Source organism: Hafnia alvei (assembly GCF_900095695.1).
GTDB lineage: Bacteria > Pseudomonadota > Gammaproteobacteria > Enterobacterales > Enterobacteriaceae > Hafnia > Hafnia alvei_B.
Genome location: NZ_FMIQ01000014.1, coordinates 143,878 through 165,471 on the forward strand (window position 1 = coordinate 143,878; position 21,594 = coordinate 165,471).

Below are 21,594 nucleotides of genomic sequence, written 5' to 3' on the forward strand. Positions count from 1 at the left end.
AAAAAGAGTGAGGTTGGGATAAGGCACATCAAACTCGGATCTCACCGGAGCCTTTTTAATGAAAAAGCTAATCAACCAAGTCGAAACCGTTTTACATGAACAAATTCTCGGACTAGTTGAAGCCCACCCTGAATTAACACTTCACCAAGACCCCGTATTCGTCACCCGCGCCGACGTGCCCGTTGCTGGCAAAGTCGGTATCCTTTCCGGCGGTGGTAGCGGCCATGAGCCTATGCACTGTGGCTTTATTGGTGAAGGCATGCTCGACGCTGCGTGTCCCGGCGAGATTTTCACGTCGCCAACGCCTGACCAGATGTATGAATGTGGCCAGGCTATCGACGGTGGCAAAGGCGTGCTGATGATTATCAAAAACTACACCGGCGACGTTTTAAATTTTGAAACCGCGGCAGAACTGCTGCATGACAGCGGCACTCAGGTCGGCACGATTTTGGTCGATGACGATGTTGCGGTAAAAGACAGTTTATACACCGCTGGCCGTCGTGGCGTCGCCAATACGGTGCTGATTGAAAAGCTGCTTGGCGCAGCCGCCGCTCGCGGTGACTCGCTCGATCAGCTTGTTGAGTTGGGGCATAAACTCAACAACGAAGGCCATTCTATTGGCATCGCGCTTCAGGCTTGTACGGTTCCTGCGGCAGGTAAACCTTCCTTCACCCTGCCCGATAACGTAATGGAGTTTGGCGTGGGTATCCACGGCGAACCCGGTATTGAACGCCGCGAATTTACCACGCTCAATCAAACCGTCGATGAGATGTTTGCCACTCTACTCGCTCATGGCAAATATCAGCGTACGCTACGTTCTTGGGATCGCAACGCGGGTGAATGGAAAGAACAAACGCAATCCAAACAACCGCTGCAAAAAGGCGATCGCGTCATCGCTTTGGTCAATAATCTAGGCGCCACGCCGCTTTCCGAACTGTATGGCGTTTACCATCGTCTTCAACATTGCTGCGCAGAGTTAGGCCTCACCATTGAGCGTAAATTAATCGGCTCTTACTGCACTTCGCTCGATATGCAGGGTATCTCAATCACGCTGCTGAAAGTTGACCAAGAAACGCTGTCCCTCTGTGATGCCCCCGTCAATACACCCGCTTTACGTTGGGGAATGTAATATGTCACTGACTAAACAACAGATCGTTAACTGGCTTATGCGCTGCGGCGAAGTTTTTGCCGAACAGAAAGATTTTCTCACCCAGCTCGATACCGAAATTGGCGACGCCGACCACGGCCTAAACATGAACCGTGGCTTTAATAAAGTCGTCGAAAAACTGCCTTCATTCGCCGATAAAGACATTGGTTTCATCCTGAAAAACACCGGCATGACGCTGCTTTCCAGCGTAGGTGGAGCCAGCGGCCCGCTCTTTGGCACCTTCTTTATTCGTGCATCGCAAAGCACTGCAGCCAAACAAAGCCTATCGCTTATCGAACTCACTCAAATGCTGAAAGAAGGTATGGAAGGTGTGGTTAGCCGCGGTAAAGCAGAGCCAAACGATAAAACCATGTGTGACGTTTGGTGGCCTGTCGTGGCATCGCTCGAAGCCTCTAGCCAAAAAGATCTGCCGGTGCCACAGGCATTAGATTTGGCTGTCGAAGCGGCTCGCCAAGGATTGGAAAGCACCATCACCATGCAGGCCCGTAAAGGCCGCGCCAGCTATTTAGGCGAGCGCAGTATTGGCCATCAAGATCCGGGCGCAACCTCTGCGTGGTTGATGATGCAAACCTTAGCAGCCGTCACCCATTAGTTGGCGTTTCGTTGAATGCACTAGGAATAAATTATGGTCAACATCGTTGTAGTATCTCACAGCGCCAAACTGGCTGATGGCGTTGCAGAACTCGCCGCCCAAATGATCCAGAACGGCTGCCGCTTAGCTGTTGCCGCTGGGGTGGACGATCCCGATCATCCGATAGGCACTGACGCCATTAAAGTCATGCAGGCGATCGAAGAGGTATTCGATCCCTCTGGCGTGTTGATCATGATGGATCTCGGCAGTGCATTACTCAGCGCCGAAACGGCGCTGGAACTGCTTGATCCTGAAATGAGCGCGCGCGTTAAGGCCTGCTCCGCCCCCCTCGTTGAAGGAACATTAGCCGCAGTCGTTGCCGCTTCGGCGGGCGCTTCGCTGGAAGCTGTCGAACGCGAAGCTCAATCAGCGCTCCAGGCCAAAAAAGCCCAGCTCGGTGAACAAGAGCCGACTCATGCCTCAGCGCCTAATCAGGCTGCTCCGCTCTCTTGCGACGAGCAAGGCGTAAATTGGAACGTGTTGAATCCAAATGGATTACACGTTCGCCCCGCCGCTAAGCTCGCTAACGCCTTAGCCCCTTTTGATGCCGAACTGGTGCTGTATAAGATCGATGACGTAAAAGGAAATCGCCATGCCGATCCGCGCAGCCTTAACCAGCTGGCGTTATTACAGGTGCGCAAAGGTGATGAGATCCGCCTAGTTGCCAAAGGCACACAGGCAGCAGAAGCATTGGCGGCGTTTAGACAGCTGGCGCAGACCAACTTTGGCGAAATTATTACATCCGATATCAGCGGCGGTCTGACGTTACAAGGCAAATCAGTGATGGATACGCAGGTTAGTGCGCCCGCATTTGTCCTGCCCACGCAGGATATCGATGTACCCAATCGCTCAATTTTGTCGGATCGCGTGGAGATCGAGCAGCAGCGTTTACGTCAGGCCATTGCTAAAACGTTGCAGGATCTTAACCGTCTTGCGGATCGCACTAACCAATTACTCGGTAAACAGCACGCGGGGATCTTCGGCGCACACAGTATGCTCATCGACGATCCCGACCTGCAACATTCGGCCTTTAATCGCATTGCGAGCCAGCTATGCAGCGCCGAAACAGCTTGGCAGGCTGAGTTGACCGAGATGGCGAATGCATACCAAGAATTAGACGACGAATATCTGCAAGCGCGTGAGCTGGACGTTAGGGATATTTTACAGCGCACGTTGCTTCATCTGGCGGGCGAAACTCAGGAAATACAGAACCCGAGCATACCTTCCATTATATTAGCCCGTGAACTAATGCCTTCAGATGCCATTATGCTCGACCGCCGCTTGGTTCTGGGCATCGTACTCACCCAAGGTAACGCCCTGTCCCATGCCGCTATTTTAGCGAATGCTATGGGTATCCCGATGATTGTTGGCGTGGGTGATAGCCTGAAACAAGCGCAGGAAGGACAAAAAATAACCCTGAACGCGGCGCGCGGGGAAGTGATTTTAGGTTGTTAGTTTTATTTTTCAGCCAATAAAAAACCGGAGATTCATACTCCGGTTTTTTCGTGCGTCGTGTACCCATCGATCAATTAGGGCACTTGTACACTTGGCCGCTCATCTGGCTGTCTAACGGAGCAAAGCTTGACCAGAAGTTCTCACTTGGACTCACGGCACCATAGATAACGTTGCCACCCATCGCTGCGGCTTTATTACGTAAATCATTTGCTGCGCCGCGCATTGAGCTAGACTCGCCGCCCTGACCAGACATCCAGTTGCTTTGAGAACCCGTTACTTCGCCCAACAGCTGGCATTCAGTGCCTGGCTTGGTATCGGTGAATTTAATTTGCTGACCTGCGGTGTCCAGCTGCGTCGTAGAGCTACAGCCAGCCAACAGCATCACTGCCGTCAGGCCCAATAAACCTTTAATCCGCATCTTCTTCCCCATTGATGTGTAGAAAGTCACGTCCGAATATTACCAGAATCAGGAAATTACGCTTATAAAAAACAAAACCCCCGCCGAGGCGAGGGTTTTATTTAGAACGTTGGGATGGCTATGCCATAACCCGTGTCACTGATTGCCGATTCAAAAACTCAACGGCTTCAGCGACAAAGGAAATTACATCATGCCGCCCATGCCGCCCATTCCGCCCATACCACCAGCGGCACCCATATCTGCTTTATCATCACGCAGATCGGTAACCATACATTCGGTAGTAATCATCAGGCCAGCGATAGACGCTGCGTACTGCAGAGCAGAACGAGTTACTTTGGTTGGATCCAAGATACCCATTTCGATCATATCGCCGTACTCTTCAGAGTAAGCGTTATAACCGTAGCTGCCTTCGCCCGCTTTCACGTTGTTGGCGATAACAGAGGCTTCTTCACCGGCGTTGATAACGATCTGACGCAGAGGTGCTTCCATTGCGCGCAGCGCAACTTTGATACCCACGTTCTGGTCTTCGTTAGCGCCTTTCAGGCCAGCGATTTTGCCAGCAACACGGATCAGGGCAACACCACCACCAGCAACCACGCCTTCTTCTACCGCTGCACGAGTTGCGTGCAGGGCGTCTTCTACGCGTGCTTTCTTCTCTTTCATTTCAACTTCGGTAGCAGCACCGACTTTGATAACTGCAACGCCGCCAGCCAGTTTAGCCACACGCTCTTGCAGTTTTTCACGGTCGTAGTCAGAAGTTGCATCTTCGATCTGCTTACGGATCTGACCAACACGGCCCTGGATCGCAGCTTCATCACCGATACCATCGATGATGATAGTGGTGTCTTTGTTGATAACGATACGTTTAGCCTGACCCAGATCTTCCAGAGTTGCTTTTTCCAGCTCCATACCGATTTCTTCAGAAATTACGGTACCGCCAGTCAGCGTTGCGATGTCTTGCAGCATAGCTTTACGACGATCGCCGAAGCCTGGAGCTTTAACCGCAGCTACTTTCACGATGCCACGCATGGTGTTAACCACCAGCGTTGCCAATGCTTCGCCTTCAACGTCTTCAGCGATAATCAGCAGTGGTTTGCCTGCTTTAGCAACGGCTTCCAGCACTGGCAGCATTTCGCGGATGTTGGAGATTTTTTTGTCAGCCAGCAGGATGAACGGGCTTTCCAGTTCGATAGAACCGGTTTCTGGCTTGTTGATGAAGTATGGAGACAGGTAGCCACGATCGAACTGCATACCTTCAACCACGTCCAGCTCGTCTTGCAGGCCGGTGCCTTCTTCAACGGTGATAACGCCTTCTTTGCCAACTTTTTCCATCGCTTCAGCGATCAGTTTACCCACGGTTTCGTCGGAGTTAGCAGAGATAGTACCTACCTGAGCGATTGCAGTGGAGTCAGAGCAAGGCACAGACAGTTTTTTCAGTTCTTCAACCGCAGCAATGACAGCTTTGTCGATACCGCGTTTCAGATCCATTGGGTTCATGCCAGCAGCAACGGCTTTCAGACCTTCGTTAACGATAGCCTGAGCCAGTACGGTTGCAGTGGTAGTACCGTCACCTGCAGCGTCGTTCGCTTTAGAGGCAACTTCTTTAACCATCTGCGCACCCATGTTTTCGAACTTGTCTTCCAGTTCGATTTCACGAGCAACAGACACGCCATCTTTAGTGATGGTCGGCGCACCGAAAGATTTATCCAGAACGACGTTACGGCCTTTAGGGCCCAGGGTCACTTTCACTGCGTCTGCCAGTACGTTCACGCCGCGAAGCATTTTCACACGTGCTTCGCTACCAAATTTTACGTCTTTAGCTGCCATTGTTCTTTCCTTTAAACTTATTCAGTTAAGAAGATTATGCGTTGTCAAAAGAAGCGATTATTACGCTTCGACTACAGCCAGGATGTCGCTTTCGGACATGATCAACACTTCTTCATTGTCGATCTTCTCTGCTTTCACGCCGTAACCATCGTTGAAAATAACGATGTCGCCAACTTTAACGTCCAGCGGCTTCACTTCGCCGTTTTCCAAAATGCGACCTTTACCGACAGCGACGATTTCGCCACGGGTAGATTTACCCGCTGCGGAGCCGGTCAGAACGATGCCGCCAGCTGATTTGGACTCGACTTCTTTACGCTTGACGATTACACGGTCATGCAATGGGCGAATATTCATTGATAGCTCTCCTTTGAGAAGGTCCATATCGTTTAGGGTTGAACGCCGAAGCCAGAGGAACATCCTCCGCTCTCGGACTCGTGGTTACCAGATTGGGGCAACCAACAACCCCTTCAAGGGGTGATAAGTAAAAAATTTGTGTTTTTCTTCAACCTCTGCGAGGCAGAGCCAATAAAAGAAAAGGCGCGGCCGAAATTTGCCACGCCTTTGCTAAGAATGAAACACTAATACGCTTATTTGTCGTCTTTGTATCTATCGTCTTTATGATCGAGGCGATTATCTACCGGCGGACGGTGCTCGTCTTTGCGTTCAAACTCACCGTCAAAGGTGTTCCCACCTTGAGATCCACCAAAATCACCGCCACCGAAACTGCCGCCGGAGCGAGAAAAACTGAAGTACGGCAATAGCTTGAGCGTTAGATGTTTTTGTACCGGAGGCAAAATCAGCAGCAGGCCTAAAAAGTCGGTGAAAAAACCGGGCAGGATGAGCAAAAAACCCGCCATAACCAATGAAACGCTTTTCACCATTTCTGCTGCAGGGCTTTCCCCCATCGCCATCTTCTGCTGCATCTGCATCAGCGTTTTCATTCCCTGATGACGAACCAGCGAAGCCCCGAGACAAGAAGTCAGGACTACGAGCAACAATGTCAGGGCAACCCCAAGCACTGCGGCAACCTTAATAAAAATAGATATTTCTATATAAACAAACAGAAATACCAATATGAGCGGTAACCAGCGCAACATCCTTCTCCTAAATTGCAGTGCTTTCTAATGATGAGTATTGCATTAAAGAACAACTGAGATAGTTAAAATTTAACAGCATATATGTCTAAAAACAGTCTATATATGACAAGTGGTGGCATTTTATACGTTTTCAACCCTATAACTCTTGTGGGTTATTTTCTTTATCTGTGAGAGTAATCACAGATATGTAAACACCTGAAACTTGAAGCGCCATATAGTGATCTGGGTTCATGCTTTTCCACACCAGCAGCATATGATCAGCCACAGAACAGAGAGGACGGATGATCCTTTCGAATTTGAAAATCTAAACGATATAAATCCATTAGCAAGTTTACTATTCGGCATCAATTAAAGAAGGTTCTTATGTCAAACAACATTCGTATTGAAGAAGACCTGTTAGGCACCCGTGAAGTTCCAGCAGACGCTTATTATGGTGTTCACACTCTGCGAGCGATTGAAAACTTTTATATCAGCAACAACAAAATCAGCGATATCCCTGAATTTGTTCGCGGCATGGTTATGGTTAAAAAAGCTGCTGCGCTCGCAAATAAAGAGTTACACACCATTCCGCGTAAAATTGCCGATACCATTATTCTTGCTTGTGACGAAGTATTGAACAACGGCAAATGCATGGATCAATTCCCTGTAGACGTATATCAGGGTGGTGCAGGTACTTCCGTTAATATGAACACCAACGAAGTGCTGGCAAATATCGGTCTGGAACTGATGGGCCACCAGAAAGGTGAATATCAATACCTGAACCCGAACGATCACCTGAACAAATGCCAGTCTACCAACGATGCCTACCCTACCGGTTTCCGTATCGCTGTGTATTCTTCTATCATGAAACTGCTGGATGCAATCAACCAACTGCGCGAAGGTTTTGATCGTAAAGCAAAAGAATTCGAAAACATTCTGAAAATGGGTCGTACCCAGTTGCAGGATGCGGTACCTATGACTCTGGGTCAGGAATTCAAAGCATACAGCGTATTGCTGAAAGAAGAAGTTAAGAACCTGCAACGCACCTCTGAGCTGCTGCTGGAAGTCAACTTGGGCGCTACCGCTATCGGTACTGGCCTGAACACGCCAGAAGGTTACTCTCAGTTAGCTGTGCAAAAACTGTCTGAAGTCAGCGGCCTGCAATGCTCTGTAGCAGAAGACCTGATCGAAGCAACCTCTGACTGCGGCGCATACGTAATGGTTCACGGTGCACTGAAACGTCTGGCGGTTAAACTGTCTAAAATCTGTAACGACCTGCGCTTGCTGTCTTCTGGTCCACGTACCGGTCTGAACGAAATCAACCTGCCAGAACTGCAGGCTGGTTCTTCAATCATGCCAGCTAAAGTTAACCCAGTGGTTCCTGAAGTGGTTAACCAACTTTGCTTCAAAGTCATCGGTAACGACACCACCGTAACCATGGCTGCTGAAGCAGGCCAGCTGCAGTTGAACGTAATGGAACCTGTTATTGGCCAGGCGATGTTTGAATCCATCTCTATCCTGACTAACGGTTGCTACAACCTGCTAGAAAAATGCGTCAACGGCATTACCGCAAACAAAGAAGTTTGTGAAAGCTATGTATTTAACTCTATCGGTATCGTAACTTACCTGAATCCGTTTATCGGCCACCACAACGGTGATATCGTTGGTAAAATCTGTGCCGAAACAGGTAAAAACGTGCGTGAAGTTGTTCTGGAACGTGGTCTACTGACCGAAGCGGAACTGGATGACATCTTCTCTGTAGAGAACCTGATGCACCCTGCTTATAAAGCAAAACGTTATACTGACGAAAGCGAACAATAATAAAGTTCGCTAGTCGATATCAGGCACGTCTGCCCCTTGGTCAGTCGTGCCTTTTTATTGCGACCAACATACTTAAAAAAAGAATTACACCCGATGTCATTGTGTTGCAGTGAATGATGAGTAAAAGAATTCTGAGTCACCTATGTGAGTATGAGCCTCAGAAAATACACTTATTCCACGCGGCAGCTTCAAGGACAAAAGGAATATTATCGTTACATCTTGAGGAGAAACACTATGTTAGTTTTGGAGCTGGTGATCGTACTGCTCGCCATATTCTTAGGTGCCAGACTAGGGGGCATCGGAATAGGATTCGCCGGTGGTTTAGGGGTTTTAGTCCTTGCCATGATCGGTGTTAAACCAGGCAATATTCCATTCGACGTTATTTCAATTATCATGGCCGTTATCGCCGCAATCTCTGCAATGCAGGTTGCCGGTGGTATGGATTATCTAGTTCATCAAACTGAAAAACTTCTGCGTAAGAACCCAAAATACATCACGATCCTTGCACCGATTGTGACCTATTTTCTGACCATCTTTGCTGGCACCGGTAATATTTCCCTGTCTGCACTGCCAGTTATCGCTGAAGTAGCGAAAGAACAAGGCATCAAGCCATGCCGTCCACTGTCTACCGCCGTTGTTTCTGCTCAGATTGCGATTACCGCGTCTCCAATTTCAGCCGCAGTGGTTTATATGTCTTCAGTGATGGAAGGCCACGGCATCAGCTATATCCACCTGCTGATGGTTGTTATCCCATCTACCTTCCTCGCTGTACTGGTCATGTCACTGCTGGTTTCTTGGCTCTTCGACTCCAAACTGTCTGACGATCCTATTTACCAGAAACGTCTGGCTGAAGGCCTGATTGAACTGCGTGGCGACAAGCAAGTAGTTATCAAACCTCGTGCAAAAAGCTCTGTATGGTTGTTCCTGCTGGGCGTTGTGTGCGTCGTTTGCTATGCAATCATCAACAGCCCAAGCCTCGGCTTGGTTGAAAAACCGCTGATGAACACCACGAACGCGATTCTGATCATCATGCTGAGCGTCGCAACGCTGACCACTATCCTGTGCCGCGTTGAAACTGACAGCATTCTGAACTCCAGCACCTTCAAAGCAGGTATGAGCGCATGTATCTGTATTCTGGGTGTTGCTTGGTTGGGCGATACTTTCGTTCAAGCAAACCTTGATTGGATCAAAGAAACTGCGGGTACCGTCATCCAGTCTCACCCTTGGCTGCTAGCGGTAATCTTCTTCTTCGCTTCTGCTCTGCTGTATTCTCAGGCTGCAACGGCTAAAGCCCTGATGCCAATGGCGCTGGCGCTGAACGTTTCTCCTCTGACTGCAGTAGCCTCTTTCGCCGCGGTTTCTGGCCTGTTTATTCTGCCTACCTACCCAACTCTGGTTGCAGCAGTACAGATGGATGACACCGGTACAACCCGTATCGGTAAACTGGTCTTTAACCACCCGTTCTTCATCCCTGGCACTATCGGCGTGGCACTGTCTGTTATCTTCGGCTTCCTGCTGGGAAGCATAATGCTGTAAGCCTCCCTCGCTTGTAAGTACAAAAAGGACGCTTCGGCGTCCTTTTCTCATTCTAATCACGCTATTTTTGCGTTGCTGACAATTTTCGCTCACACAAGGTATAGTGTTGATTCAAAATCATCCACGGCGAGGTTTAGATCAGATGTCAGAGACTGAAAAACCACTACCCGATAACGTTACCGATGCCATCGTCGTGCTCTGCACTGCGCCCGACGAAGCCTGTGCTCAGCAGCTGGCTTCGCTGGCACTGAGTGAAAAACTCACGGCCTGCGTTACGCTGCTACCCGGCGCATCCTCCATGTATTATTGGGAAGGAAAGCTGGAGCAGGAATACGAAGTCCAGATGATTTTGAAAAGCGAGCGCTCACATCAGGAAGCATTGCTAAGCTTTCTGAAACAGCATCATCCATACCAAACCCCTGAACTTTTAGTATTACCTGTTCACGCGGGAGATAAAGATTACCTGTCATGGCTCAACGCTTCTTTACGCTAGTTTTTCTGTTTATCTGTACTCTGCTTCCGGCACAGGCGTCGCTATTTTCTAGCAAAACGCAGTTTGTGCCAGTCGATCAGGCCTTCGCATTCGATTTCAAGCAACAAGAGAATAAGCTCGATCTAAATTGGCAAATCAAACCGGGGTACTACCTCTATCGTCAGCAGATTAAAATTGAGCCTCATCAGGCTAAAATAGCGCCGTTTACGCTGCCTGAAGGCCTAGATCATCATGATGAGTTTTACGGCAAAACCGCTATTTTTAAAGACAACTTAACGCTCAATCTGCGCCTCCAAAGCGCCGATCAAAACGCTACGTTGATTGTGACTTATCAGGGCTGCGCCGAGGCGGGTTTCTGCTATCCACCGGAAACCAAAACCATCCCCTTAGATTCGGTTACCGCGCAGGCCACCACTGAGGTGGCACAAAATACAGCGCCTATTACGGAGTCTGCCCCTGCGCTACCGTTCTCACCGCTTTGGGCGCTTCTTATTGGGATCGGCATTGCATTTACACCCTGCATCTTACCGATGTATCCGCTGATCTCCGCCATTATCCTTGGGCAGGATCGTCAACAGAGCTATCGCCGAATTTTTGTATTGTCGCTCGTTTATGTCCAAGGCATGGCGGTGACTTATACCCTGCTAGGGATGGTGGTCGCCGCCGCTGGATTACAGTTCCAAGCTGCTTTCCAACACCCCTATGTATTGATTGGGCTATCGGTTTTATTCGTGCTGCTCGCGCTGTCGATGTTTGGCCTGTTTACCTTACAGCTGCCTTCTTCAGTCCAGACACGCCTCACGCTCTGGAGCAACCAGCAACGCAGCGGATCGCTACTTGGCGTATTCGTCATGGGCGCACTGGCGGGCCTGATATGTTCGCCCTGCACCACCGCGCCGCTTAGCGCCATCCTACTGTACATTGCCCAAAGCGGTAATCTGGCCGCAGGCGGCGGCACGCTATATCTTTATGCGCTGGGAATGGGCATTCCGCTGATCCTCGTGACCACTTTCGGCAACCGCCTGCTACCGCGAAGCGGGCCATGGATGCAATACGTCAAAGAGGCGTTTGGATTTGTAATCTTAGCGCTGCCAGTATTCTTACTGGAGCGTATTCTGGGTGACGAGTGGGGGTTACGGCTTTGGTCGCTGCTGGGCGTTGCCTTCTTCGGATGGGCATTTGCACTGAGCCTGAAGTCCTCTCATCGCCTAGCGCGCATCATGCAAATTGTGATGCTAGGTTTGGCGCTGGTTTGTTCACGTCCACTGCAAGATTGGGCATTTGGCAATGCATCACAGGCAACCATGGCTCATCTACCGTTCCAAAAAGTGAATACTATTGCAGAACTGGATCACGCTCTGCAGCAGGCTAAAGCAGAGAACAAACCTGTTATGTTAGATCTGTATGCTGACTGGTGTGTGGCCTGCAAAGAGTTTGAAAAATACACCTTCAGCGATCCAACGGTGCGCCAGCAACTGGCGGATACCGTGCTGTTACAGGCAGACGTCACGGCCAACAACGCAGAGCATGCCGCTCTGCTCAAGCAATTAAACGTATTAGGCCTGCCAACTATCCTGTTCTACAACGCGCAGGCGCAAGAACAGCCGCAGCTGCGCGTCACCGGTTTTATGAAGGCAAAGGAATTCACAGCGCATTTGCACAATCGCTAACCATCAACGACACTGAGGATCCGATCGTGAAAGATCCGCACATAAGACAGGAGGATCACGTGCAACGAGAACTCGTGCTCAGCCAGGTACTTGGCCTGCTGGAACAACAAGGACTAGCAACCACGACCTTGGATAAGCTGGCTCCCCAGCTCGATATTTCAAAGGAAGAGCTAATTCGTTTTTGGCCAGATCGTGAAGCCCTGCTTTATGACAGTCTGCGCTACCACGCGCAGCAGATAGACACATGGCGCCGCCAGCTACTGCTGGATGAAACCCTTTCTGCTCGAGATAAAATCTTAGCGCGTTATCACGTGCTGGCCGAATATGTGCAGCAACAACGCTATCCCGGCTGCCTGTTTATCGCCGCCTGCAGCTTTTTCCCTGAAGACGATCACCCGATTCACCTGCTCGCCGAGCAACAGAAAGCAGCCTCTTACGAGTTTACGCTCGCGCTGCTGCAAGATATCGATATGGACGATCCTGAAATGGTCGCTCATCAGATGGAGCTAGTGCTGGAAGGCTGCTTAAGTCGTTTGCTGGTAAAACGCCAACTACAAGATGTAGAAACCGCACGCCGCTTAGCCGAAGATATTCTGCAAATTGCGCGCTGCCGCCGAAATGGTGCCTTAGGCTAAGGCGCAGTATTTATTGTGATATCGATGAATAAACCACCCCTGAGGGTGGTTTATCGAAGGTAGGAAATAGAACGTGTTAATTAACTCATCGAGAGATTAATTGGCACCCACTAAAGAAACGCTGTCGGTAATAATCCCTTCTTCAGCGCCTTTCAGAGCCAAGTTCGCTTCATAGTATTTACCCTCTTTCAGCAACTGCTGCGCTTTTTTAACAGCCTGCTGAGTTTGTTTCAGCGGCATCAAATATTGAGTTTCCGTTACACCAACGCCTGCCAAACGCAGTTCTTCCATTGCGCCTTTATGATCGCCCTTCTTGAATTTGGCATTAGCGCTATCAATCGCTTTTTGTTTTTCAGGCGTTGCCACGAAATCCTCAGCTAAAGAAATAGAGGCATTGATCACCACGTAGTTATCACCAGCCAGCGGGGTTTTCTTATCGGCCTTAATAAAATCTTTCCAGTCGGTGTTATCGTCAGATAATAAGGTTTGCGCCTGATCGACTAATTTTTGTGCCACATCTGGATATCCACGGAATAAAGAGACGCGAGCATATTGCACATCACGCATGGCGTTAAAGCCTTGTTGAGCCACCTTCGCGACTTCTTTGGCCTGTTGGGCAGTGAGCACATTAGCGCTTACGGTGGTCGTTGCCGCTGGAGCAGTGGTTGCGCCATCAGCAGCCCAAGTAAAAGTAGACATCATGGCAAGAGAAAGCGCGGTTGCTGTAAGAATACGTTTCATAATTAATACACCTGATTTAATTTATATTATTCGGCTATACGCTGCTCTTCTATAAATAAATAGAGCTTCGTAATCAACAAAACCAAGGTTATATATCGACTACAATTGATGTCAACAAGCCTAAATTAAGCATGGATTTTGTAAAATACACATTACGCTTCTGGGAATAAATAATTTACGGCTTATGTTCTATCATTTTACTTTATTACATAAGTGCAAAAATTAGACAAATAATTGACCATAAATAGAACATAACAACATGTTAAACAAAGAAATAACCCAGAGTCATTACAGTCAAAAAAAGTAAACCCATATCAATATTGGCCATCTCTTAGAGAGATATTTTCATACTGCATTATTATTAATATAAAAATTAGCTACCAGCATATAAAAATGAGTTCTTATGTTTAAAAGACTATAGAGAATAACCATTCTATTTCAGCGTAAAAATAGCGCTCGTAATTTTATGTCAGCCAAATAAACCGGCTATTCTGCCACTATAGAGCTTCTGGCTAGTTCTCAATCCCTCGTGATGACCTCGGCTGCCCACTTCTCATAAAGCAGGAGATGAAGGTAAACAGAGATCTCATCGCTATGGCGCAAATTTCGTGCAAAAAAAACCAAAGTGCCGAAACATTAGGCAACCGATCAAGGGAATGAAGAAATTACGTTGACGCAACGATGCAGATCCAGTTTAATACGCCTCGTTGCCCGGATAGCTCAGCCGGTAGAGCAGGGGATTGAAAATCCCCGTGTCCTTGGTTCGATTCCGAGTCCGGGCACCACTATTTAAAGAAACCAGCCTAAGGGCTGGTTTTTTGCTTTCTGCTTTCCTGTTAAAAATCAGGACTCTTCATCGAACTTCGTTCGATAATTCGCCCCCAGCGCCGCTATACACATCCTTCATGATCTTGATGTAACGAGCATCGACAAGATTAAAACCATGAATCCAACATATTTGCTGCAGCGTAATTATTTCTGGCTGACGCGCTGCGCTTGCCACCTCGCGCTTCACCACCAGAATAAGCTGATGAAACACGTGAGTCGGAGTTATTCTGTCGGTTTGTGATAGCGGGAAGGCCAGATTTGTTCCGGCTGAACGCCCACTGCTTCGGCAATCAGCCTTTCACCTTTAGGCCAATGCCTTACTAAAGCATTCGTAAGCGTTGCGGAGGCCAGCCCTGCGTTGCGCGAAACCGCAGAAAGTGAGGTTCCGCGCTTTTTCAGCGCCGCGATAATGTCGGCAGAATGCCAATCTGGTTGCATCATACCGCCACCTCTTCGATAAACTTCACACCGTCGGCGGTGCGGATCCAGCGTGGCGCTCTGAGTTCATCGGCAAAGTAACACACCAGCTCGAACAACAATCCGGTGAGCTGCTTTTCTTCATCAGCAGTAAAGGTATGTTTGCTCAGGAGCTGCGCCAGCGTCAGGCAGTAGCCGCAGAGGAGTTCTGATTCGGGTTCAAAAACGGGTATTTTGGTGGGGAGTTGGTCGACGGTGAAACGTTCCATCAGATGCGGTGGAATGGGATCGTTGAGTGTGGGGTGTAGCAGATTCAGGCAATCAGCAAGGCGGTAACACAACGCCCGCCTTTCGCCTGAATGATGGCTTTCTATCAAGGCATCGGCGAATTGTTCGCAGTGATCGGCAAGTACGGTGAAATCAGTGCCGCTATTAAAAGACAGTGTAAGTGGGGAACATTCGGACGAATGTGTTTGGGTTGGGGTCGTAGCCATTTTGGCAGCATCCTGTAACGGGTAATAAACCCACCACTTGAGAGGTCAATCCCATGGGTGGTGGACTGAACAGGGTTGACCTTACCGGTGTTACAGGAAACCGGCGCATCTTGCGATGCCCCCGCTCAGCCCACCATTGAGATGTAGCCGAACGCACGACACAAAAAAGACGCTCGCGCGTCATGTGTCGCCTGTAACAATTTCAGGAGGTCAATCCCGGCACCTGATTTGGCAGGTGCGGGAGTACGATACTGCTAGCCAGGGGAAACGGCAAGGGGATTTATCAGAGATAAATTTTAGATATAGAAGCCTCAACCTAATTTGGTTCAGTATATTTCAATATTAATTATCTTCTTGCATCCCGCGAGCAAGTGCTCGCAGGCATGATGCATATAATGTTAAAATTAATGAATTGAAATACAATTCTCTATTATCTCGATTGATGGGATCTCATTGTATAGGGAATGAGGATCTAGATTTAGTAATTCTTCAATCACTTTCTCAATTGATAATATAGGAGCTTTATCAAATCTAGGTTTTGAATAATCTGACTCACCGCTTTCAATAAAATCAAGATACTTCATAATCTTATGCAATAACATATTTTGTGTATGTTTAGAGCCTGTACTTTGGAGTTCATGGAAACCTACTGTTGAATTAACAGAACTAAAGGCCACATAAGATAACCGCCTTGCACTTGAATCAATTTTTTCTAATCTCTGTATCGTACTTTCATTAAGTGAGAACTCTTGAGCCCATTTATCTGATACGTTTGAAAGGTAATACTCCAATGTACTATAAAAATATCCGATGGTGATTTTCTTCCAAACTTTAATAAGGCTATTCCCAATATCATTTCGCCTTAGTATTTCTTCTTTTATAACTTTTAGCGAAATTACTTTAGTGTCCTCTACGCCAATAATATTTAAATGCAATTGGCAATTATTTATAAAAGAGCTGAAATTATATAAATCACCATCTTCTAATGCATTGAAATCTGAAATTGATATTTTTAATACGTGATTTACGAGTAAGTTTGTCAATAACTGGTTGGCAACTCTTCGTGAAGGGAAGGTATATCTTAAGCGTTGTTCGGTTGTCGTGAGCCCCCAATCTCCTCCACACCCATCAATAACGCTCGTTAATATCAGTAACATATCAGTGGGAATTGAACTCAGTTCAATTGGAGCTATATTTGCAGGATTAACAGGGTGATCTCTCCTTTCCATTTCTTTATTTACGGCTTTCTCACCTTGCTCTTGCAATTGTTGATAAACAGGATCATCGTTAGTAACAAATGATTCAAAGTGCCCCATCCATTCATCATATTCATTCCACCGAGAACAACGAATTGTAGCTTTAATTGTATTGATGCATAATGATTTTTTATACGAACTACTATCGTCAGATAAATTTTCTGCTGATAAAAATTCGGTAGCATAATCTATTGCACATTCATCATTTCTATTGAGATTGAAATACGATAAGAAAAAGCAAATGGACTGGCTTTTATCACCATAAAGTTGTTCACCAACAAATAAAGTGAGTTTTTTTAACTCATTATCTTTTTCTATTAATAGACGATGAAAATATTCATAAAATTTTGATAAAATCGCATCATAAGAGTGTTCAGAAAGTGGTTCCGGACGTTTTTTTATATCAGCCATAAACCTCATAAAACAATTGAAATAAGGGCTAACTCGACCTTTAGTACCAATCATCATAAAAATATCAAGTAATTGGTAGTAAGGGTGCGCAATTTCAAGATTAGAAGAAATATGCTCAGGTGTTAAAAACGAAATTCGCTCAGAAAACGTGAAGGAATGCCGCCCCTCTATGAGTTTCTTTATATATGAAGGTATTTCACTGTCTATAGTCGAAAGTAATAAAAATGCAGATTCTCTAAAAGATTCATATTCTTTATTTTCCCAATATATAATCATGCAGGAAAAATAATAATCGGGACTAATCGCCAATTCTGGATTTATTCTTACTTGTTCTAAAATGGCTACACAGAAGTCAAGCAAAGGGACATTTGTCGGTAAAAATAATTATTAAAATGATATTTATTTTCCTGAAGTGAAGAAGAAATATTTTTTTTCTTCTGTTGTAACAATTTTTTCTGATTGCGTTTAGATTTCTTAGTAGCCATCACCACCACCCTTTGATAAAAAATCCTATACCAGCATTAAGCCCCAACCATATATCAATATCTGACTATACTCTTTACAGTTTCCAGGTAAATCACTTACTTATAGGAAATTACAGGTTGAGAGTCGTTCAGTTCGATGCGTGGAATAACCCTCATATGGCTATAACCAAGACAAAGAACCGTTCGTTCGCTAAGCCCACACTGAAACACTCCCCACCAAATCCCCCAGCGTCACCATCAGCATCATCGGATCCATCGGCGATGGTTCAAAACCCACTCGTAGATAAAACTCCCGAGCTTCATCAGATAATGCGTGAACCAACATGCCACGAATACCAATAGTTTCCGCAACCTGAATCACCCGTAACCCCGCATCACGTACTAACGCACGCCCGACGCCCTGACCATGCAGTGATTTATCTACAGCCAGTCGTCCTAACACCACGACAGGGATCGGGTCGGGCATGTTACGGCGAAAACGACCAGCGGCAGAGTTGCTCATCACCGCGCTGGATGCTAATGAGTAATACGCCATAACTCTGGCATTATCGTCGCAGCACACAAAGGTACGGGATGCTCCAGTTAACTGATTTTTCATCGCCCGCTGCCTGAGCCAGTTATCCATAGAATCCACGCCACAGCAAAATGCATTAACATCGTGTTTGGCGTGAAGCGGTTCAGGAGCGGAGATCATTTTTTCTGCTCCCACGGCGCGGGAGTTTGCATCGTTTTACGTAGTGCGGCGTTTGGGGCAGGCGCTTCATCCAGACGAGTAAGGAACGCCTGATAAGCGTCAGGATCGGCCATGATAATGCGCTGTTCAATCAATGCTTCTTCAGCAGCCGCACGAGCAGCTTCCAGAACAAAATCAGTACGATTTTTTCCTCTGGCTTTGGCAGCCCGATCGATAAGATCGCGTTCAGCGGGTTTAATGCGAAGATTCAATGTTTCGCGTTTAATGGACATGCTATTTGCCGTTGGCATGATGTCGTCCTCTCAAGTACATCTGGATAATAATTATACATCACGCGTAACGTAAATGTCATTACACCATCAGTAAAGAGAAGAGAATCGTCCCACAGAATAACCTACGGATTTTGATATGCTTTCACACAATTTTGATTTAAAAGCCACTATCTAGCCGCCCTCAAGCAAACTCACCAGCAAAGAAATCTCGCGATCTATTCCTGCTAACTCCTCATTAACCAAGAGATAAAGTGGCGTTGAGCGGCGTTCACCTTGAACTAACGGCAACAACACTAATTCCCCAGAAGCTAACAGCGGCGCAATTTTTTCTTCTGGTAGCCACCCATAACCGACCCCGTGCGCAACAGCTGCGATGGCCGCCTCTATTGTGGTGAAAGTCCAGCTCTCTGCCGCCGCCGACTGGCGGCTGTTCATTTGCTGCTGCGAGCGATCGACAATCTCGATCAGAGGATAGCGGGCTAAATCATCTCGGCTAAGTGGAACCGGTAGTTGCAGCAAAGGATGATCTCGATGAGCAACGGCAGCAAAAGTAATCTCCATCAGCAAGCGCCCGCGCAATGCCACATCTTGGGTTGGTGTAATCAGGTAAACATCTGCATTGCGTTGTTTTAGCTCAGATAAACTCTCGCTGCGTAATACCTCAGAGAGATGTACCTGCGTCATAGGAAAAGCCTGTTGAAAACGGCGCAACACATCAAATAAATGTGATTTAGGAAAAATGCTATCAACCACCAAGTCTAAACGAGCGCGCTCACCGCGTTTTAGAGCCTCAGCGCGGTTTTCCAGCGTGCGAAATCCTTGTAGCAGAGGCTGAACCTGTGCCAATAGCTGCTGTCCTTCAGGCGTCAATTCGGCCTTGCGGCCAACAATCGTTAACAGCGACACTCCAAGCCGTTCCTGCATCAGGGTGAGTTGATAGCTCAACGACGACTGGCTGCGGTTAAACACCTCTGCGGCGCGCGAAAAACTGCCGTGATCAATCACGGCCTGCAACAACATCCATTGCTCTAGCGTTGTTTTCATTTCAATAACCAATCTAATTTTTGAATCTATTTAACTCAATATTAGCGTTATTAATCTAATAAATACATCTCTACACTGAACGCATCAAATGAAACGGAGACACAAATTATGAGCAACTTCGATAAAAACGATTTGAGCGGTTTAGTGGGCAAACACTTGGTCTATACCTATGACAACGGCTGGAATTATGAAATCTATGTCAAAAATGCCACAACGTTAGATTATCGAATTCATAGTGGGATCGTGGGGAATCGTTGGGTAAAAGATCAAACGACCTATATCGTTCGCGTAGCCAAAGCGGTATATAAAATTTCGTGGACGGAGCCGACCGGAACCGATGTTAGCCTAATCGTTAACTTAGAAGATAACGTTTTTCATGGAACAATCTTCTTCCCTCGCTGGGTCATCAATAATCCAGAAAAAACGGTTTGTTTCCAAAACGAGCATATAGCAGAAATGGAAGCCTATCGTGATGCAGGTCCTGCCTATCCAACTGAAGTCATTGACGAATTTGCGACTATTACGTTTGTTCGTGACTGTGGTGAAAATAACGAAAGCGTGATTAATTGCCCAGCGAGCGAGTTGCCTCGTAATTTTCCCCATAATCTATAGAGAGAGCATCGTCTAATCAGCGTTCTGCATCATTTCACGCACGATAACTGCCAGTTTTTGCACCGAATTTTCGCTTTTTTCTGTCCATTCATGAGACACATTAAAGCGAAAATAGTTGGTGTACTGATTGCTGGCAGAAAACATCTGGCCGGGGGCAATGCTAATCCCTTCATTCAGCGCGCGATGATACAGCTCGGTCGCATTCACATTGATAGGCAGCTCGACCCACAGAAAATAGCCGCCGTGTGAATAATTAATATTCACGCCCTGCGGAAGATGCACGCGCAGTGACTGCCATGCCGCATATTTTCGCTGCTCCATCACTCGGCGCAGACGCCGCAAATGGCTGTCGTAGCTGCGGGTAGCTAAATAATTCGCCAGCGCCAGCTGCATCGGCGCGCTGGTCGAAAGCGTGCTCATGAGCTGCAACTGCTGGATTTTTCTCGCCATATTTCCCGCCGCCACCCAGCCAACACGAAATCCGGCCACCAAGCTTTTCGAGAACGAAGAGCAGTGCATGGTCATTCCTGTCTCATCAAAGGCTTTGGCCGGAAGCGGTTTTTCGCCGCCGGCATACAGCTCGCCATAAACGTCATCTTCAATCAAATACACGTTATGCCGCTGTAAGAGCGCCACCAGCTGCTGTTTTTTCTCGACCGAAAGCGTGCAGCCTAACGGGTTTTGAATATTGGTCATCAGCCAGCACGCGCGTACCGGATAAGTCTTTAGCGCCTCTTCTAACGCCGCTAAATCAATACCGAATTCGGGATGCGCTGCAATTGAAAGAGCCTTTAGCCGTAAGCGTTCGAGCGCCTGCAATGCACCGTAAAAACACGGATTTTCCACAATCACCCAGTCACCCGGCTGCGTGACGGCCTGCAAACTCAGGTTGAGCGATTCCAATGCGCCAGCGGTAATGACGATCTCCTCAGGATCGATACGAATACCCTGCATGGCATAGCGTTTCGCGAGGATCTTGCGTAGATCCTCATTGCCCGGCGGCAAATTATCCGTAGCGCTTAGCGTGGTCATCGCCCGCGCCACCGTGGTCAACGATTTACTAATTTGTTGGCGAGGAAACAGGGTTGGATCGGGATACGCAGAGCCAAACGGCACAATGGCGGGATCGCGGCTGGCCTGCAAAACATCGAAAATAAACGCGTTGATACCAACTTCTTCGGCACGCTGCACCGGTTCATGCGTAGGCGACGGGGCTAAAAACTTCGCCTGAGGCGCAACGTAATAGCCCGACTGCGGACGGGAAACGATCCACCCTTGGCTCTCTAGAATTTGGTAGGCATGCATCACCGTCATCAGGCTCAAACCAGAGTGCAAAACCTGCTCACGCAGCGACGGCAGCTTATCGCCAACTTGCCAAATTTCAGCGGTGATCTGCCCGCGAATGCGTTTTACCAAGTCTTCATATTTTGCCACTGCGCTCTCCGAGAGGGTGTCGTCGCCATGATCCAAATCAAACTGTTATACATTAAAACAACATTTCTGTTTCTGTCATATCTATTTTACAGCCCGTAAGATCCCTTTCATCGTTCCGGCCCTGATCGCTCCGGCACTCCGTTTCTCACGCCTGCAATTTACCGCGCAGAACTTTA

At 47.6% G+C, this 21,594-nt stretch carries 21 protein-coding genes, 1 tRNA gene and 1 pseudogene; 10 read left to right on the forward strand and 13 right to left on the reverse strand.

Features of this window, described 5'->3' with window-relative positions:
* Positions 1–58: 58 nt before the first annotated feature.
* Genes dhaK through dhaM form a run of 3 tightly spaced genes read left to right on the forward strand, consistent with a single transcriptional unit; the run spans position 59 to position 3,254 of the window.
* A complete protein-coding gene (gene dhaK, locus BN1044_RS05420; protein ID WP_072307855.1) occupies positions 59–1,129 on the forward strand; it encodes a dihydroxyacetone kinase subunit DhaK in 1,071 nt (356 codons plus the stop codon).
* Between the two features lies 1 nt (position 1,130).
* Positions 1,131–1,760: a dihydroxyacetone kinase subunit DhaL gene (gene dhaL / locus BN1044_RS05425; RefSeq protein ID WP_072307856.1), complete on the forward strand. Its 630-nt coding sequence runs from the start codon at positions 1,131–1,133 to the stop codon at positions 1,758–1,760.
* A 33-nt stretch (positions 1,761–1,793) separates the two neighbouring features.
* Positions 1,794–3,254 carry a dihydroxyacetone kinase phosphoryl donor subunit DhaM gene (dhaM, locus tag BN1044_RS05430; RefSeq protein WP_072307857.1) on the forward strand — a complete coding sequence of 487 codons (1,461 nt, stop codon included), beginning with the start codon at positions 1,794–1,796 and terminating at the stop codon, positions 3,252–3,254.
* Between the two features lie 70 nt (positions 3,255–3,324).
* Here dhaM and BN1044_RS05435 read toward each other — a convergent pair whose 3' ends face one another.
* The 4 genes from BN1044_RS05435 to BN1044_RS05450 all read right to left on the reverse strand — a co-directional run bounded on the left by BN1044_RS05435 (position 3,325) and on the right by BN1044_RS05450 (position 6,593).
* Complete coding sequence (locus BN1044_RS05435) at positions 3,325–3,672, reverse strand: DUF4156 domain-containing protein (protein ID WP_168780273.1); 348 nt, start codon at positions 3,670–3,672, stop codon at positions 3,325–3,327.
* Positions 3,673–3,855: 183 nt separating this feature from the next.
* A complete protein-coding gene (gene groL / locus BN1044_RS05440) occupies positions 3,856–5,499 on the reverse strand; it encodes a chaperonin GroEL (protein WP_072307859.1) in 1,644 nt (547 codons plus the stop codon).
* 60 nt (positions 5,500–5,559) lie between these two features.
* Entirely contained in the window at positions 5,560–5,853 is a 294-nt protein-coding gene (locus tag BN1044_RS05445) for a co-chaperone GroES (RefSeq protein ID WP_008814807.1), read from the reverse strand.
* A gap of 233 nt (positions 5,854–6,086) precedes the next feature.
* Positions 6,087–6,593: an FxsA family protein gene (locus BN1044_RS05450; protein ID WP_175421587.1), complete on the reverse strand. Its 507-nt coding sequence runs from the start codon at positions 6,591–6,593 to the stop codon at positions 6,087–6,089.
* 366 nt (positions 6,594–6,959) lie between these two features.
* Here BN1044_RS05450 and aspA point away from each other — a divergent pair, with 366 nt between their 5' ends.
* From aspA to dicD, 5 genes are all read left to right on the forward strand, one after another.
* Positions 6,960–8,396: an aspartate ammonia-lyase gene (aspA, locus tag BN1044_RS05455; protein ID WP_072307861.1), complete on the forward strand. Its 1,437-nt coding sequence runs from the start codon at positions 6,960–6,962 to the stop codon at positions 8,394–8,396.
* A 234-nt stretch (positions 8,397–8,630) separates the two neighbouring features.
* Positions 8,631–9,932: an anaerobic C4-dicarboxylate transporter gene (locus BN1044_RS05460; RefSeq protein WP_072307862.1), complete on the forward strand. Its 1,302-nt coding sequence runs from the start codon at positions 8,631–8,633 to the stop codon at positions 9,930–9,932.
* A gap of 142 nt (positions 9,933–10,074) precedes the next feature.
* Complete coding sequence (cutA, locus tag BN1044_RS05465) at positions 10,075–10,425, forward strand: divalent cation tolerance protein CutA (protein WP_072307863.1); 351 nt, start codon at positions 10,075–10,077, stop codon at positions 10,423–10,425.
* Positions 10,401–12,095 carry a protein-disulfide reductase DsbD gene (locus BN1044_RS05470; RefSeq protein ID WP_072307864.1) on the forward strand — a complete coding sequence of 565 codons (1,695 nt, stop codon included), beginning with the start codon at positions 10,401–10,403 and terminating at the stop codon, positions 12,093–12,095. The genes cutA and BN1044_RS05470 overlap by 25 nt, the downstream gene beginning before the upstream one ends.
* A 59-nt stretch (positions 12,096–12,154) precedes the next feature.
* Entirely contained in the window at positions 12,155–12,730 is a 576-nt protein-coding gene (gene dicD, locus BN1044_RS05475; RefSeq protein ID WP_040046355.1) for a division control transcriptional repressor DicD, read from the forward strand.
* A 96-nt stretch (positions 12,731–12,826) separates the two neighbouring features.
* Here the strand turns inward: dicD and BN1044_RS05480 are convergent, their stop codons facing one another.
* Positions 12,827–13,471 (reverse strand): YfdX family protein, encoded by a 645-nt coding sequence (locus BN1044_RS05480; RefSeq protein WP_072307865.1) that lies wholly within the window; start codon positions 13,469–13,471, stop codon positions 12,827–12,829.
* A gap of 709 nt (positions 13,472–14,180) precedes the next feature.
* Between BN1044_RS05480 and BN1044_RS05485 the strand changes: the two genes are divergently transcribed.
* A tRNA-Phe gene (locus BN1044_RS05485) sits at positions 14,181–14,256 on the forward strand.
* Positions 14,257–14,521: 265 nt separating this feature from the next.
* Here BN1044_RS05485 and BN1044_RS05495 read toward each other — a convergent pair.
* From BN1044_RS05495 to BN1044_RS05520, 7 genes and pseudogenes are all read right to left on the reverse strand, one after another.
* Positions 14,522–14,740, reverse strand: coding sequence for a helix-turn-helix domain-containing protein (locus BN1044_RS05495; RefSeq protein WP_072307867.1), 219 nt, complete (start codon positions 14,738–14,740; stop codon positions 14,522–14,524).
* A complete protein-coding gene (locus tag BN1044_RS05500) occupies positions 14,737–15,159 on the reverse strand; it encodes a hypothetical protein (RefSeq protein ID WP_368072895.1) in 423 nt (140 codons plus the stop codon). The genes BN1044_RS05495 and BN1044_RS05500 overlap by 4 nt, the downstream gene beginning before the upstream one ends.
* Positions 15,090–15,323 (reverse strand): annotated as a pseudogene (locus tag BN1044_RS24180) (hypothetical protein); the annotation flags it as partial. The pseudogene BN1044_RS24180 and the gene BN1044_RS05500, both read right to left, overlap by 70 nt.
* Positions 15,324–15,614: 291 nt before the next feature.
* The gene (locus BN1044_RS05505; RefSeq protein ID WP_247650316.1) at positions 15,615–17,237 is read right to left on the reverse strand and encodes a hypothetical protein; all 1,623 of its coding nucleotides are present in this window, start codon (positions 17,235–17,237) and stop codon (positions 15,615–15,617) included.
* Positions 17,238–17,552: 315 nt separating this feature from the next.
* Complete coding sequence (locus BN1044_RS05510; RefSeq protein WP_072307869.1) at positions 17,553–18,056, reverse strand: GNAT family N-acetyltransferase; 504 nt, start codon at positions 18,054–18,056, stop codon at positions 17,553–17,555.
* On the reverse strand, positions 18,053–18,346 hold the full coding sequence (locus BN1044_RS05515) for a type II toxin-antitoxin system TacA family antitoxin (protein WP_072307870.1): 294 nt from the start codon (positions 18,344–18,346) through the stop codon (positions 18,053–18,055). Before BN1044_RS05515 ends, BN1044_RS05510 begins: the two co-directional genes overlap by 4 nt.
* 153 nt (positions 18,347–18,499) lie before the next feature.
* Complete coding sequence (locus BN1044_RS05520; RefSeq protein WP_072307871.1) at positions 18,500–19,372, reverse strand: LysR family transcriptional regulator; 873 nt, start codon at positions 19,370–19,372, stop codon at positions 18,500–18,502.
* A 108-nt stretch (positions 19,373–19,480) separates the two neighbouring features.
* Here BN1044_RS05520 and BN1044_RS05525 point away from each other — a divergent pair, with 108 nt between their 5' ends.
* Positions 19,481–19,984 (forward strand): phenolic acid decarboxylase, encoded by a 504-nt coding sequence (locus BN1044_RS05525; RefSeq protein WP_025798645.1) that lies wholly within the window; start codon positions 19,481–19,483, stop codon positions 19,982–19,984.
* A gap of 12 nt (positions 19,985–19,996) precedes the next feature.
* Here BN1044_RS05525 and BN1044_RS05530 read toward each other — a convergent pair whose 3' ends face one another.
* Positions 19,997–21,418: an aminotransferase-like domain-containing protein gene (locus BN1044_RS05530; protein WP_072307872.1), complete on the reverse strand. Its 1,422-nt coding sequence runs from the start codon at positions 21,416–21,418 to the stop codon at positions 19,997–19,999.
* Positions 21,419–21,594: the final 176 nt, after the last annotated feature.

What these genes read in the sequence shown, in the direction of transcription:
- BN1044_RS05470 (WP_072307864.1), top strand. Translation starts at nt 10,401, where the DNA reads ATGGCTCAACGCTTCTTTACGCTAGTTTTTCTGTTTATCTGTACTCTG.
- groL (WP_072307859.1), bottom strand. Translation starts at nt 5,499, where the DNA reads ATGGCAGCTAAAGACGTAAAATTTGGTAGCGAAGCACGTGTGAAAATG.
- BN1044_RS05480 (WP_072307865.1), bottom strand. Translation starts at nt 13,471, where the DNA reads ATGAAACGTATTCTTACAGCAACCGCGCTTTCTCTTGCCATGATGTCT.
- dhaL (WP_072307856.1), top strand. Translation starts at nt 1,131, where the DNA reads ATGTCACTGACTAAACAACAGATCGTTAACTGGCTTATGCGCTGCGGC.
- dhaM (WP_072307857.1), top strand. Translation starts at nt 1,794, where the DNA reads ATGGTCAACATCGTTGTAGTATCTCACAGCGCCAAACTGGCTGATGGC.
- dhaK (WP_072307855.1), top strand. Translation starts at nt 59, where the DNA reads ATGAAAAAGCTAATCAACCAAGTCGAAACCGTTTTACATGAACAAATT.
- cutA (WP_072307863.1), top strand. Translation starts at nt 10,075, where the DNA reads ATGTCAGAGACTGAAAAACCACTACCCGATAACGTTACCGATGCCATC.
- BN1044_RS05435 (WP_168780273.1), bottom strand. Translation starts at nt 3,672, where the DNA reads ATGCGGATTAAAGGTTTATTGGGCCTGACGGCAGTGATGCTGTTGGCT.
- BN1044_RS05495 (WP_072307867.1), bottom strand. Translation starts at nt 14,740, where the DNA reads ATGATGCAACCAGATTGGCATTCTGCCGACATTATCGCGGCGCTGAAA.
- BN1044_RS05510 (WP_072307869.1), bottom strand. Translation starts at nt 18,056, where the DNA reads ATGATCTCCGCTCCTGAACCGCTTCACGCCAAACACGATGTTAATGCA.
- BN1044_RS05515 (WP_072307870.1), bottom strand. Translation starts at nt 18,346, where the DNA reads ATGCCAACGGCAAATAGCATGTCCATTAAACGCGAAACATTGAATCTT.
- BN1044_RS05460 (WP_072307862.1), top strand. Translation starts at nt 8,631, where the DNA reads ATGTTAGTTTTGGAGCTGGTGATCGTACTGCTCGCCATATTCTTAGGT.
- BN1044_RS05445 (WP_008814807.1), bottom strand. Translation starts at nt 5,853, where the DNA reads ATGAATATTCGCCCATTGCATGACCGTGTAATCGTCAAGCGTAAAGAA.
- BN1044_RS05520 (WP_072307871.1), bottom strand. Translation starts at nt 19,372, where the DNA reads ATGAAAACAACGCTAGAGCAATGGATGTTGTTGCAGGCCGTGATTGAT.
- BN1044_RS05525 (WP_025798645.1), top strand. Translation starts at nt 19,481, where the DNA reads ATGAGCAACTTCGATAAAAACGATTTGAGCGGTTTAGTGGGCAAACAC.
- aspA (WP_072307861.1), top strand. Translation starts at nt 6,960, where the DNA reads ATGTCAAACAACATTCGTATTGAAGAAGACCTGTTAGGCACCCGTGAA.